The organism is Streptomyces sp. AM25 (assembly GCF_058146165.1).
The window spans coordinates 158,109-170,536 of record NZ_JBKIWN010000138.1; the positions used below are offsets into that span (position 1 = coordinate 158,109).

Annotated in this window: 10 protein-coding genes; 7 read left to right on the top strand and 3 right to left on the bottom strand. The window is 75.4% G+C overall.

Annotated features, from left to right (window positions below; genetic code table 11):
- Positions 1 to 101: 101 nt before the first annotated feature.
- On the bottom strand, positions 102 to 1,178 hold the full coding sequence (locus tag ACLHRZ_RS40480) for an SGNH/GDSL hydrolase family protein (RefSeq protein ID WP_490423609.1): 1,077 nt from the start codon (positions 1,176 to 1,178) through the stop codon (positions 102 to 104).
- Between the two features lie 233 nt (positions 1,179 to 1,411).
- Between ACLHRZ_RS40480 and ACLHRZ_RS40485 the strand changes: the two genes are divergently transcribed.
- From ACLHRZ_RS40485 to ACLHRZ_RS40495, 3 genes are all read left to right on the top strand, one after another.
- Complete coding sequence (locus ACLHRZ_RS40485; protein WP_490423610.1) at positions 1,412 to 2,803, top strand: cystathionine beta-synthase; 1,392 nt, start codon at positions 1,412 to 1,414, stop codon at positions 2,801 to 2,803.
- Positions 2,804 to 3,307: 504 nt separating this feature from the next.
- On the top strand, positions 3,308 to 4,663 hold the full coding sequence (locus ACLHRZ_RS40490) for an acyl-CoA synthetase (protein ID WP_490423611.1): 1,356 nt from the start codon (positions 3,308 to 3,310) through the stop codon (positions 4,661 to 4,663).
- Positions 4,664 to 4,729: 66 nt separating this feature from the next.
- Positions 4,730 to 5,569: a MurR/RpiR family transcriptional regulator gene (locus ACLHRZ_RS40495; RefSeq protein ID WP_490423612.1), complete on the top strand. Its 840-nt coding sequence runs from the start codon at positions 4,730 to 4,732 to the stop codon at positions 5,567 to 5,569.
- A 48-nt stretch (positions 5,570 to 5,617) separates the two neighbouring features.
- Here the strand turns inward: ACLHRZ_RS40495 and ACLHRZ_RS40500 are convergent, their stop codons facing one another.
- Entirely contained in the window at positions 5,618 to 6,898 is a 1,281-nt protein-coding gene (locus ACLHRZ_RS40500) for an alpha/beta hydrolase (RefSeq protein ID WP_490423613.1), read from the bottom strand.
- A 399-nt stretch (positions 6,899 to 7,297) separates the two neighbouring features.
- On the opposite strand from ACLHRZ_RS40500, the gene ACLHRZ_RS40505 reads away from it, so the two are divergent.
- Complete coding sequence (locus tag ACLHRZ_RS40505; protein WP_490423660.1) at positions 7,298 to 7,837, top strand: hypothetical protein; 540 nt, start codon at positions 7,298 to 7,300, stop codon at positions 7,835 to 7,837.
- Here the strand turns inward: ACLHRZ_RS40505 and ACLHRZ_RS40510 are convergent.
- Positions 7,821 to 9,167, bottom strand: coding sequence for a type III PLP-dependent enzyme domain-containing protein (locus ACLHRZ_RS40510; RefSeq protein ID WP_490423614.1), 1,347 nt, complete (start codon positions 9,165 to 9,167; stop codon positions 7,821 to 7,823). The genes ACLHRZ_RS40505 and ACLHRZ_RS40510 overlap by 17 nt on opposite strands.
- Positions 9,168 to 9,370: 203 nt before the next feature.
- Here ACLHRZ_RS40510 and ACLHRZ_RS40515 point away from each other — a divergent pair, with 203 nt between their 5' ends.
- The 3 genes from ACLHRZ_RS40515 to ACLHRZ_RS40525 are packed head-to-tail and all read left to right on the top strand — an operon-like array spanning position 9,371 to position 12,365.
- Positions 9,371 to 10,627: an NAD(P)/FAD-dependent oxidoreductase gene (locus ACLHRZ_RS40515; protein ID WP_490423615.1), complete on the top strand. Its 1,257-nt coding sequence runs from the start codon at positions 9,371 to 9,373 to the stop codon at positions 10,625 to 10,627.
- Positions 10,618 to 10,959, top strand: a complete 342-nt coding sequence (locus tag ACLHRZ_RS40520) for a (2Fe-2S)-binding protein (RefSeq protein WP_490423616.1) — start codon at positions 10,618 to 10,620, stop codon at positions 10,957 to 10,959. The genes ACLHRZ_RS40515 and ACLHRZ_RS40520 overlap by 10 nt, the downstream gene beginning before the upstream one ends.
- Positions 10,956 to 12,365 carry an FAD-dependent oxidoreductase gene (locus ACLHRZ_RS40525; protein WP_490423617.1) on the top strand — a complete coding sequence of 470 codons (1,410 nt, stop codon included), beginning with the start codon at positions 10,956 to 10,958 and terminating at the stop codon, positions 12,363 to 12,365. Before ACLHRZ_RS40520 ends, ACLHRZ_RS40525 begins: the two co-directional genes overlap by 4 nt.
- Positions 12,366 to 12,428: the final 63 nt, after the last annotated feature.

A 12,428-nucleotide genomic window follows, 5' to 3' on the forward strand; every position in this document is an offset into this window, starting at 1 on the left:
GACGGGTGGGCTGGACTCTCCGGGAAGTTACCCGTACGTAGCGGCGTGGTCACGGCCTCGCCGCTGTGATGCGGGCCTCTTTCGCGGTGGGTGCACGGGCCTCAATTGTCGCTCGGCCGGTACCCCGGCGTCGGCGGCTGCGGCGAGCGCATCCCGCGCACCGTCCGCGGCTGGGCCCGCCGCCGCGCCGCCGGTTCGGCGTGGCCGGGCAGCCGGCGCCGCTTGCGGTGCTTGAGCAGCGCCCAGCGGCCGCGGGCCACGGACACCTCGGTGCCGCCCTCGGCAGCCGCCTGGGCGGCGGCCCGGGCCACCGGCAGGATGCCCTCGCGGCGTGCCGCGTCCGGCCGCTCCTCGTCCTCGGGCCACAGGCCCAGCGCGGCGCACAGCGTCGGCAGGACGGCCATGGCCGCGGTGGCGTAGCCCTCGGCCGAGGGGTGGTAGTTGTCCGGCCCGAACAGCTCCCGAGGGTTCGACGCGAACTCCGGCCCCAGCAGGTCGCCCAGCGAGACCGTGCGCCCGCCCGCCTCCAGGGCCCCTATGGTCTGCGCGGCCGCCAGCTGGCGGCTCATCCGCCGGGCCAGCCAGCGCAGCGGCTGGTAGACGGGCTCGATGGTGCCCAGGTCCGGGCAGGTGCCCACGACGACCTCGCAGCCTGCCTCGCGCAGCCTGCGCACCGCCTCCGTCAGCAGCCGCACCGAGCGGGCGGCCGGCACCCGGTGGGTGACGTCGTTGGCCCCGATCATGATCACGCAGACGTCGGGGATCCGCTCCGGGTCGGCGAGCAGCAGCGTGACCTGCCGTTCCAGGTCGTACGACTGCGCGCCCGACAGCGCCACGCTGTGCAGCTCGACCGGGCACTCGGCCACCGCGGCGAGTCCGGTGGCCAGCAGGGCGCCCGGTGTCTGCCGCGGCCGGTGCACGCCCTTGCCGGCGGCCGTGGAGTCGCCCAGCATGCCCAGCAGCAGGGGCTGGTTCCCCAGCCTGTGGACGAAGGCCGAGCCGTAGCGCCCGTCCGCCTGCGGTGGGGTGTCCCCGCCGCCGCCGACCACGCGCTTCGCCAGCGCCACCTCGGTGAGCAGCACGCCGAACGCGGCGCCGCCCAGCAGTCCGACGCCCCCGCCCCCGTACGCCGCCGCCGCTGCGATCCGCCGTGCTGCCCTTGCCCTCGACCTGGACATCGGCCGGCCTCCTTCACCGTCTCCGCCGCACGGAAACCCGTGCCCGGAAGCCCGTTTCACAAAGGCTTCATGAAAGCTTCACGAATGTGGTGCACCCCTTTGCAGTGGCGCACTACCAGCAGGTTGCCCCGCCTGCAGTCGAACGCAACGCGCCACTAGTGCAGTCGGACGCGCAATAGGCTGGGCTTACGGGTACGCGACGACCGCTAGTGCCCCTGACCGCGGAGATCACCGTGCAGTATCACGATTCGATGATTGAGCTCGTCGGCAACACCCCGCTCGTCAAGCTCAACAGCGTGACCGATGGCATCGAGGCCACCGTGCTTGCCAAGGTCGAATACTTCAACCCGGGCGGTTCCGTGAAGGACCGCATCGCCGTCCGCATGATCGAGGCCGCCGAGAAGTCCGGCGAGCTGAAGCCGGGCGGCACGATCGTGGAGCCGACCTCCGGCAACACGGGCGTGGGTCTGGCGATCGTGGCCCAGCAGAAGGGCTACAAGTGCATCTTCGTCTGCCCGGACAAGGTCTCCACGGACAAGATCAACGTGCTCCGCGCCTACGGTGCCGAGGTGGTCGTCTGCCCGACCGCCGTCGACCCCGAGCACCCGGACTCCTACTACAACGTCTCCGACCGCCTCGTCCGTGAGACGCCCAACGCCTGGAAGCCCGACCAGTACAGCAACCCCAACAACCCCCTTTCCCACTACCACTCCACCGGTCCCGAGCTGTGGGAGCAGACCGGCGGCCGGATCACCCACTTCGTCGCGGGTGTGGGCACCGGCGGCACCATCAGCGGCACCGGCCGCTACCTGAAGGACGTCAGTGACGGCAAGGTCGCGGTCGTCGGCGCCGACCCCGAGGGCTCGGTCTACAGCGGCGGTTCGGGCCGGCCGTACCTGATCGAGGGCGTCGGCGAGGACTTCTGGCCGACCGCCTACGACCGGTCGGTGGCCGACGAGATCGTCGCGGTCTCCGACAAGGACGCCTTCCAGATGACCCGCCGCCTCGCCAAGGAGGAGGGCCTGCTCGTCGGCGGCTCCTGCGGCATGGCGGTCGTCGCCGCGCTGCGCGTCGCCGAGAAGCTCGGCCCGGACGACGTCGTGGTCGTGCTGCTGCCGGACAGCGGCCGCGGCTACCTGAGCAAGATCTTCAACGACGAGTGGATGGCGGACTACGGCTTCCTGGAGGAGGGCCCCGCCACCGCCCGCGTCGGCGACGTGCTGCGCCGCAAGGACGGCGGCCTGCCCTCGCTGGTGCACATGCACCCCGAGGAGACGGTCGGCGAGGCCATCGAGGTGCTCCGCGAGTACGGCGTCTCGCAGATGCCCATCGTCAAGCCGGGTGCGGGGCACCCCGACGTGATGGCCGCCGAGGTCGTCGGCTCGGTCGTCGAACGGGAGCTGCTGGACGCGCTGTTCGCCAGCCGGGCCTCGCTCTCCGACCCGCTGGAGAAGCACATGTGCCCGCCGCTGCCGCAGGTCGGCTCGGGCGAGCCGGTCGCCGACCTGATGGCCGTGCTGGGCAAGGCGGACGCGGCGGTCGTGCTGGTCGAGGGCAAGCCGTCCGGCGTGGTGAGCCGGCAGGACCTGCTGGCCTTCCTGGCCGAGGAGAACGGCACCAAGTAGCCGAGGGGCCCTGGGCGTTCGCCCGGCGCGCCATCTGCCGGTCCGTCAAAGGTACGTATGCGTCACGTGCTCGCAGCACGGGCTTAACAAGCGACCGGCATATTGAGGGAGTCGGCGGGGGCCGCACCGCCCCCGGCCGGCGCCCGAAGCGGCGGCAGGACCTCCGGAGCGGCTCCCGGACTCCGGCCGTCTCGGCGGGGGCCGCCGCCGTCCCGACCCCGGCCGGTCTTCCGGCCCGGGTGCGGCGGCCCTTGCGTGTCGGCTCCGTCAGGAGGGCGCCTCGCCCCCGTAAGGGGCGCGGGGCTGCTTTCGATATGCGGCTCCGCCGCGTGGGCGCGACCAGCCGCCGACGGCCTGCAGTCGGCGCACAACCCCGGGGTTCGGGGCGAAGCCCGGGGACGTCGGCTGCGAGCGCGTCGTGGCTGATCGCGCAGTTCCCCGCGCCCCTTGCTGGGCGCTCCGCCTGTACGGTCACAGGACCCGCACCTCTCGGAAGGAGCACCTGTGACCGTTCCCCTGCTGACGTCCCTGGCCCTGCCCGGCCAGGACGACCGCCCGGACGCCCTCACCATCGCCGGGCAGCCGTGTTCGCGGGAGCAACTCCTGGGAGCCGCAAGCGCGGTGGCGTCCCGCATCGCCGGTGCCAAGTCCGTCGCGGTCCGGGCGACGCCGAGCGTGGAGACCGTCGCCGCCGTCGTGGGCGGGCTGCTGGCCGGGGTGCCCGTGGTGCCGTTGCCGCCGGACGCCGGGCCCGCCGAGCGCGAGCACATCCTGCGCGACTCCGGCGCCGAGCTGGTCCTCGGGGCGGAGGTGCCCGTCGACATACGCGAGCAGGGCTCCTGGACGGGTGCGGAGCCCGCCCCCGCGTCCACCGCCTTCGTCCTCTACACCTCCGGCACGACCGGCGCACCCAAGGGCGCACTGATCCCCCGCGCGGCGATCGCCGCGTGCCTGGACGGGCTCGCGGACGCCTGGCAGTGGACGCCCGAGGACACCCTCGTGCACGGCCTGCCGCTGTTCCACGTCCACGGGCTGGCCCTGGGCGTGCTGGGCGCGCTGCGCACCGGCTGCCGGCTGGTGCACACCGGGCGGCCGACGCCGGAGGCGTACGCGGCCGCCGGCGGCAGCCTGTACTTCGGGGTGCCGACCGTCTGGTCCCGCGTCGTGCGCGACCCGTCCGCGGCGCGGGCGCTGAGCGGGGCGCGGCTGCTGGTGTCGGGCAGCGCGGCGCTGCCCGCGCCCGTCTTCCGGGGCCTGGAGGAGCTCACCCGGCAGCGGCCCGTGGAGCGCTACGGCATGACCGAGACCCTGATCACGATCTCCGCCCGCGCCGACGGCGAGCGCCGCCCGGGCGCGGTGGGGCTGCCGCTGCCGGGCGTCCGGACCCGGCTGGCGGCGACGGAGAGCGGCATCGGCGAGCTGGAGGTGAGCGGGCCGACGCTGTTCACCGGCTACCTGGGCCGCCCGGAGGCGACGGCCGCCGCGTACACCGCCGACGGCTGGTTCCGTACCGGCGACATCGCGGCCGTCGACGAGGACGGCACCCACCGCATCGTGGGCCGAGCCTCCACCGACCTGATCAAGTCCGGCGGTTACCGCATCGGCGCGGGCGAGGTGGAGAACGCGCTGCTGGACCACCCGGCGGTCAGCGAGGCGGCGGTGGTCGGGGTCGCGCACGAGGACCTCGGCCAGGAGGTCGTCGCGTACGTGGTGGCCGACGGGGTCGGCGAGCAGGAGCTGATCGACTTCGTGGCCGGGCACCTGTCCGTGCACAAGCGGCCCCGCCGCATCCGCTTCCTGGAGGCGCTGCCGCGCAACGCGATGGGCAAGCCGCAGAAGAAGCTGCTGCCGCCGCTGTGACGCACCCCTGCCGCCCTGCATAATTTCATGCAGGGAATGGCATTGCTGAATGGGTGAGGAGAGTCGATGGGCGACACCGGGGCCACGGCGCGGCTGCAGAAGCTCTTCGAGGGGCACCGGCTGACGCCGACGCAGCGCCGCATCGCCCACTGCATGGTGCGGCGCGCCGCCGACGCGCCGTTCCTGTCGAGCGTGGAGCTGGCCGAACTGGCCGGCGTCAGCCAGCCGTCGGTGACCCGCTTCGCGGTGGCCCTCGGCTTCGACGGCTACCCGGCGCTGCGCCGGCACCTGCGGGACGTCGTGCCCGCCGCCGCGGGCGCGGCGGCGGACTCGTACAACGAGTACCAGCAGGCGGTGCACGCGGAGATCGACAACCTCCGCCACCTGGCCTCGCTGCTCGCCGACCCGGAGCCGGTCGTCCGCGCGGGGCGGCTGCTGGCCGCGTCCCGGCCGCTGCCGGTGCTCGGGCTGCGCGCCGCCGGGGCCCAGGCGGGCGGCTTCGCCTACTTCGCGCGCAAGGTGCACCCGGACGTCCGGCTGCTCGACGAGGGCGGCACGCTGCTCGTCGACCGGATCGACGCGGCCGTGCGGGCGGGTGCGAGCGCGCTGCTGTGCTTCGCGCTGCCGCGGCATCCGCGGGAGGTCGTGGAGGCGCTCGCCTATGCGCAGGACGCGGGGCTGACGGTCGTCACCGTCGCGGACTCCACGTTCGCGCCCGTGGCGCGGTACAGCGAGCTGCTGCTGCCCGCTGCGGTGGGGACGGGGCTGGCCTTCGACACGGCGTGTGCGCCGATGCTGCTGGGGCGGGTGTTGCTGGAGGCGATGTGTGATGCGTTGCCTGATGCTCAGGCGCGCTTGGAGGAGTTCGATGCCGGGGCCGCTGCGCGGGGGTTGTTCGTCGAGTAGCGGTTCGTTGTGGCTGGTCGCGCAGTTCCCCGCGCCCCTTCGGGGCGCTCAGTGTTCGCGGTGCAGTTCCGGGAACCCCCTGAGCAAGTGGTCGTCCCGGCCCCGCAGGGCGCGGTCCAGGAACGACGTGACAGCCGCCCTCGTCGCGGCAACCGCCCGCTCCGGCCGCACCGTTCCCACATCCCTCCGGAGGATCTCGCGCGGGACCGCTCCCGGCAGCAGGGCCGCCGCGTCCGTGTACGCCCCGTGCTGCGAGCCGAGCAGCGTCAGGTCGCCGCGCCACCCGCGCGAGTGCCGCCACAGCGACGCCCACGACGGCCGGCGGCGGTACGGGCCCGAGTCGGAGGCCTCCGTCCCCATGAGGAGGAACGGGCGGTCGACCCCGTCCCGGGCCACGGTGCCCGGCTTGCCGTCCGGGAACGCCAGCGTCCCGTCCATGTCGACCGCGGCGCCGATCCGCCGGTCGTCGTGCATCGCCTGCAGTGCGGTGAAGCCGCCCGCGGAGTGGCCCGCCATGGCGATGCGCCGCAGGTCCATCGCGTCCGTCAGGGTGCGCGGCAACTCGGGCCGGGGGTGCGGCCGGTGGCCGTCGAGCACGTCGAGGACGAAGCGCGTGTCGTCCACCCGGGCCGTCATCGCCCTGCGCAGCACCGCACTCGGGTCGGTGCCGTGCTGCCGCGCCAGGGCGGGCAGCACGGACTCCACGAGCCGCCTGCCGCCCTGGCGGCCGGGACCCGTGCCGGTGAGGAGCACCTCGGACGAGTCGTAGGTGTGGTCGACCGTGACGACCACGTAGCCGCGTGAGGCGAGCTCCTCCACGAGCGAGGTGTTCCAGGTGCGCGGGTCGCCCAGCCCCGCGGAGTACAGCACGACCGGCCGCACCCGGGTGCCGCGCGCGACGGGTGCGTCCACGACGGCGTGCGTCCGGGTGGCGGCCCAGTCGACGCTCCCGGCGGGCACGCCGTAGTTGAGCGCCCCCGCGCCCCCGGCCGAGCCGAAGTGGGCGGCGGAGAGGGTGTCCATGTGCGGGGCGACGCGCTGCGCCGTGCGCCACTGCGCCCGCGCGGCCGGGTACCAGAAGCTGACCATCACCTGGCGGGGCCCCCGCTCCGGGTGCCAGGGGTCCGGCCGCGCGGTGTCGGTCAGGTGCCGGGTCGTCGTCCCGACGGGGTACGGGCCGGTGGGGGCGGGCAGCGGGGCGGCCACCGCCGTCGCCGCCGCTGCGTGGGCGGTGGGGGTGAAGGCGCTGACGAGGCCGGTCAGGGCCAGGATCCCGGCGGCGGCGAGTGCCCGCCGGCGCAGGGCGCGCTGCTGGTCGGTCACCGGCATGCGTGGCTCCTCGTGTTCGTCTGATACGACGAGAGTAAGGATCGGGCGGCCCCGGACTCGTCACACGACGGGGCCAAGTCCCGTGTGATACCGCGGTATGACTCCGAGTGGGCTAGGGCCTGTCCGATGGGTCAGTGCGGGCTCCGCGGCGTCTGGTGCTGGGGGCACCTCCTGGGGGCACCCCCAGCGGTAGCTGGGGGAGGTAGCTGGGGGAGCGTCGCGGGGCCTGTGCTGACCCATCGGGCAGGCCCTAGGGCCTGCCCGAAGGCGTGTACGACGGGTCGTCCCCCGCCACTCAGCCCGCTCTCAGAAACCCCCACTACCCTTCCGCACCGGAAACCCGATCCGGAACGAGGAGGTCCGAAGGTGACCGGCGGCAGCAAGTACGCACTGGCACGGGTGGCCGTGATCGTCCGGGCCCCCGCCGCCCGGCTCTGGTGGTCCGGGCTGCTCGGCGCCGGCATCGGCGCCTTCGTGCCGGGGTTCACCGGCCTCCGCATCGGCGCCCTCGCCGGCGCCGCGCTGTTCCTGATCACGGCCGCCGTCGTCTTCGCCGTGCGCCGCAAGCGCTACGCGGAGCTCGCGCGCGGCGCGTCCCGTGCCGGTCGGGCCGTCTTCCTGCAGGACCGCGCCGTCACCGCGCGGAACTGGTCCCGCGCGCACCGCTGGTGGCTCGTCCTGGGCTTTCTCGCCGCCGTGGGCTCCTCCTTCGCGCTCCCCTGCGCCGTCGGTCTCGGCCTGGCCGGGGCCGGTGCCGGGCTGTGGGCGAAGGCCCGGTGGCTGGGCGCCCTGGAGCACCGCGACGAGGCGCTGCTGTGGGTGCGTACCGAGTGGGCCCTGGCGAGCCCCGCCGCCCGGCGCGTGACCGGCTACCTGACCACCGGGCTCGCCGCGGGCGACGCCGCACCCGGCGGTGCGAAGGTCACCGCAGGGCGGTGAGATCCGCTGCGTGCGCGGCGCCGCCTTCGGCAACCAGTTCGGCGAGTGTCTGCGGCGAGCGGACGGTGACGAACCGAGCGTTCTCGCCTTCTGCGGCCGTGTAGCCGTAAACCCCCGGCCGGGGGAGCGAGTTGTACGCGTAGTGGTGCGCGAAGTAGTACGCGCCGGTGTCCAGCAGCGCGACGTGGTCGCCCGCCTCCAGCAGCGGCAGCGGCCGGTCCACGGCGACCAGGTCGCCGGCGAAGCAGCACGGCCCCGCCACGTCCTGGGCCACGGCCCCGCCCGTCCTGGGCAGCCCCTGCGCGTCGTACGCGGCCACCCGCAGCGGCCACGACTCCGGTGCGAACACCGTCCGCACGGCCAGCTGCGCCCCCGCGTGCGTCACCGCGATCCGGCGGCCGCCCGCCGACTTGGCGTACTCGACGCGGGCCAGCACCATGCCGCTCTTGGCGAGCAGCGAGCGGCCGAACTCCGTCACCAGGCCGTAGCGCCCGTCGAACAGGCCGGGGACGGTGTCGGCCAGCAGCCGGGCGTAGTCGCCGAAGGTGGGGGTGACCTCGTCGGAGGAGAAGTTGACGGGCAGTCCGCCGCCGATGTCGAGCGTCGTGATCTGCTGCCGTCCGGCGGCCGCGTTGACCTCCTCGGCCAGCTCGTACACGGCCCGTACGCCCTCGGCCATCAGCCCGGGCGGGCACCCCTGCGAGCCGACGTGGGCGTGCAGCCGTGTGAGCCAGGGGCGCTCCGCGCAGGCGCGGAGCAGCCATGCGCGCGCTCCTTCGTCGCGCAGTGCGATGCCGAACTTGGACGTGGCGGTGGCCGTGCTCAGCGCGCCGATGCTGCCGCCGCCGACCTGCGGGTTGATGCGCAGGCCGAGGGTGGAGGGGGTGGGGGCGGACTGCACGAGCGCGTCCAGCCGGGCGAGCTCCTCGCGGCTGTCGGCGTTGACCGCGATGCCGAGCGCGAGGGCCTCGCGCAGCTCGGCGCCCGTCTTGGCGGGGGAGTCGAGCACCGTACGGGCGGGCGGCGCCCCCGCGGCCCGGGCGAGGGCGAGTTCGCCGGGGCTGGCGACCTCGCAGCCGAGGCCCTCGTCGGAGAGGAGGCGGAGGACGGGGACGAGCGGGGCGGCCTTGACGGCGAAGGTGTGGAGAACGCGGGGCGCTCCCCCAGCTACCGCTGGGAGGTGCCCCCTGAACGCCGCGTGCAGCGAGGCGGCGGCGCCGCGGATGGCGTCCACGTCGAGGAGGCCGACGACGGGGTGGTGCGGGCCCACGATGCCCTGCCGCACGGCGTCCTCGACGGCACGGTCCCGTCGGGTTTGCGCGGGTGTCATGTCCCCCACTCCACCATCGGGAGGGCGGCTGTGCCATGGGACGGTGCGGTGCGCCCCGTCAGGGGCGCGGGGAACTGCGCGAGCGACCACGACGCGCCCGCAGCCGAGATCGCAGGGCTTCGCCCCGGACCCCCGCGGTGTTGACCCGCCCGCCGCGAGGCGGCTAGCTTCTCGGCGGTCCACAGGGAACGGCGGTGCGATTCGTGCGCGTTCTACGGCAGGACGTTCGTTCAGACGCTCGGCGCGAGCGCGAGGGCGCCGACGTCGTGGTCGTCGGTGCCGGCATCATCGGCGCGGCCTGCGCCGAGGCGCTCGGGCGGCGCGGGATCGGCGTGCTCGTCGTCGACCGGGGGCCGGCCGTCGGGGAGACCACCGCCCGCGGCGAGGGCAACCTGCTCGTCTCCGACAAGCCCCCCGGCCCCGAACTCGCCCTCGCCCAGGCCTCCTTGCGTCGCTGGCCCGCGCTGCTGGCCGCGCTGCGCGAGGAGCTCGGGCCGGGGCGCGCCGCGTGCGAGTACGAGCCCAAGGGCGGGCTCGTCGTCACCACCGACGAGGACGCCGCCGCCGCGCTCGGCGCCGCCGCCTCCGCCCAGCGCGCCGCGGGCGTCGAGGCGCACGGCCTCGCGCCCGGCGAGGCGGCCGCGTACGAACCGCACCTCACCCCGGACGTCCGGGCCGCCGTGCACTATCCGCAGGACGCCCAGCTGCATCCCGTGCTCGCCGCGACCGCGCTGCTCGCCGCCGTGCGGGCCCGGGGCGGCGGGGTGCGCACGGGGGTGCGGGCGCTCGGCGTCGAGACCGGGGCGGGCGGCAGGGTCACGGCCCTGTGCACCTCCGACGGGCGGGTGCCGTGCGGCGCGGTCGTCAACGCGTGCGGCCCGTGGGCCGGCCGCTTCGCCGAGGCGGCCGGTGCGCCGCTGCCCGTGCTGCCCCGGCGCGGCACGGTCCTGGTCACCGGCCCGCTGCCGCCGGGCACCGTGCGGCACAAGGTGTACGACGCGGGGTACGCGGGCGCGGTCGGCAGCGGGGACGCCGCGCTGCGCACGGCGGCCGTGATCGAGGCGACCCCGGCCGGGACGGTGCTGATCGGGTCCAGCCGGCAGCGCTGCGGCTTCGACGAGACCCTGCGCCTGGAGGTGATGAGCGCCCTGGCGCGCGGAGCGGTGCGGCTGTTCCCGGTGCTCGCGGACGTGCCGGTGGTGCGCGCGTACGGCGGCTTCCGCCCGTACACCCCCGACCACCTGCCCGTCATCGGCGAGGATCCGCGCCTGCCCGGCCTCTGGCACGCGACCGGCCACGAGGGCGCGGGCGTCGGCCTCGCCGCGGCGACCGGCGAGCTCCTCGCCCAGCTGCACACCGGCGAGTCCCCGCTCACCGACCCCCGGCCGTTCCGGGTGGCCCGCCCGGGCCTGGGCTTCACGGGCCTCACGGGCTTCACGAAGGAGAACCCATGCCCCTGACCGTTCACGTGGACGGTGCCCCGCACCCGGCCCGCCCCGGCCAGACCGTGGCGGCCGTGCTGCTGTCGACGGGCCGCACGTCCTGGCGGGAGACCCGCCACGGGGGCCGCCCGCGCGGCGTGTTCTGCGGGATCGGCGTCTGCTACGACTGTCTCGTCACCGTCAACGGCCTTGCCGGCGTGAGGGCTTGCAGACGCGAAGTCCGCGAGGGCGACCGGATCGAGACCGCCGTGCCCCTGCCGGCCGTGGAGGCGGTGGAGGCACCTGCCGCACCCCCTCCCGGCGCCCCGCCGGGGGAGCCGGCGGCGCCCGGTACCGGGAGCGGCGCGTGAGCGGCTCAGTGCCGCGCGTCGTCGTGGTGGGGGCCGGGCCCGCAGGGGCGCGGGCCGCGTTGAGTGCCGCTCGCGGGGGCGCCCGCGTGGTGCTCGTCGACAGCGGGGAGCGCATCGGCGGGCAGTACCACCGGCAGCCTGCAGTGGGCGCCGGGTCGCGGCGCGCGCACCCGTTGGAGCGCGCCGTCACCGCGCAACCGCGCATCGAGCACCTGTCGCGCGCCACCGTCTGCGCGCTCGAACCGGGGCCGCACACCGGCAGCCATCTCGTGCACCTCCAGCAGGGCCCCGCCGACGCCGCCGGACTGCCGGTCCGTACGCTCCTGGCCGACGCGCTGGTGCTGTGCACCGGCGCCCACGACCGCGCGCTGCCCTTTCCCGGCTGGGACCTGCCCGGCGTCGTCACCGCCGGGGCCGCCCAGGCGCTGGCCAAGGGGCAGCGGCTGGCCGTCGGCCGGCGCGTGGTGGTCTCCGGGACGGGACCCTTCCTGCTGCCGGTCGCCACCTCGCTGCTCGGGGCCGGGGCACGGGTGGCGGGCGTGTACGAGGCCGGCACCCCCGCCCGCTGGCTGCGCCGGCCGCTCGTGGCGCTGTTCGACGGAGGGCCGGTGCGGATGGCCGAACTTGCCGCCTATGCCGTCGAATTGGCCCGGCACCGGGTTCCGTATCGCACCCACCGCGCAGTCGTCGCGGCGCACGGCGACCGCCGCGTCGAGGCCGTCACCGTCGCCCGGCTGGACGCGCGCTGGCGCATCGTCCCCGGCAGCGAGCGCATCGTCGCACCCGTGGACGCCGTGTGCGTCGGCTACGGCTTCACCCCGCAGCTGGAACTCCCGCTCGCCGCCGGCTGCGCCGTCCGCGACGGTCACGTCGTCGTCGACGCCCGCCAGGCCACCTCCGTGCCCGGCGTGTACGCGGCCGGGGAGCTCACCGGCATCGGGGGAGCGGCCGCCGCCGCGGCCGAGGGCGAACTGGCGGGCCTGGCCGCCGCGTCGGACGTCACCGGCCGCGACGGCCCCGTGCGCGCCGCGGCCGCCGCCGCGCGCGTCCGCTCCGGCCGCCGCTTCGCCGCCGCGCTCGCCTCCGCCCACCCGCTGCGCGACGGCTGGTCGACCTGGCTGGGCGAGGACACCTGCGTCTGCCGCTGCGAGGAGGTGACGTACGGGCAGCTGTGCGAGGCCGTCCTCGGGCGGGGCGCGGACGGAATGCGGGCCGTGAAGCTCACCTGCCGGGTCGGCCTCGGGTCGTGCCAGGGCCGGATGTGCGGGCGCAATGCCGCCGACCTGGTGGCCGGCCTGCTCGGCCACCCGCCCGCCGACCCGCTCGCCGTGGACCGCCGTCCCCTCGCCCACCCCGTCCGGCTCGCCGACCTGGCGGGCGAAGCGGAACCGCCACCTGTTGACTAGTGCTATTCACCGGCCCAAGATGTGCAGTGTTCTATTCAGAACGCCAGAGCGCCCATCGAGGCT

Bases quoted from the DNA above. Each gene is read 5' to 3' on its own strand.
- ACLHRZ_RS40520 (WP_490423616.1), top strand. From the start codon at position 10,618: ATGCCCCTGACCGTTCACGTGGACGGTGCCCCGCACCCGGCCCGCCCC.
- ACLHRZ_RS40495 (WP_490423612.1), top strand. From the start codon at position 4,730: ATGGGCGACACCGGGGCCACGGCGCGGCTGCAGAAGCTCTTCGAGGGG.
- ACLHRZ_RS40510 (WP_490423614.1), bottom strand. From the start codon at position 9,167: ATGACACCCGCGCAAACCCGACGGGACCGTGCCGTCGAGGACGCCGTG.
- ACLHRZ_RS40480 (WP_490423609.1), bottom strand. From the start codon at position 1,178: ATGTCCAGGTCGAGGGCAAGGGCAGCACGGCGGATCGCAGCGGCGGCG.
- ACLHRZ_RS40500 (WP_490423613.1), bottom strand. From the start codon at position 6,898: ATGCCGGTGACCGACCAGCAGCGCGCCCTGCGCCGGCGGGCACTCGCC.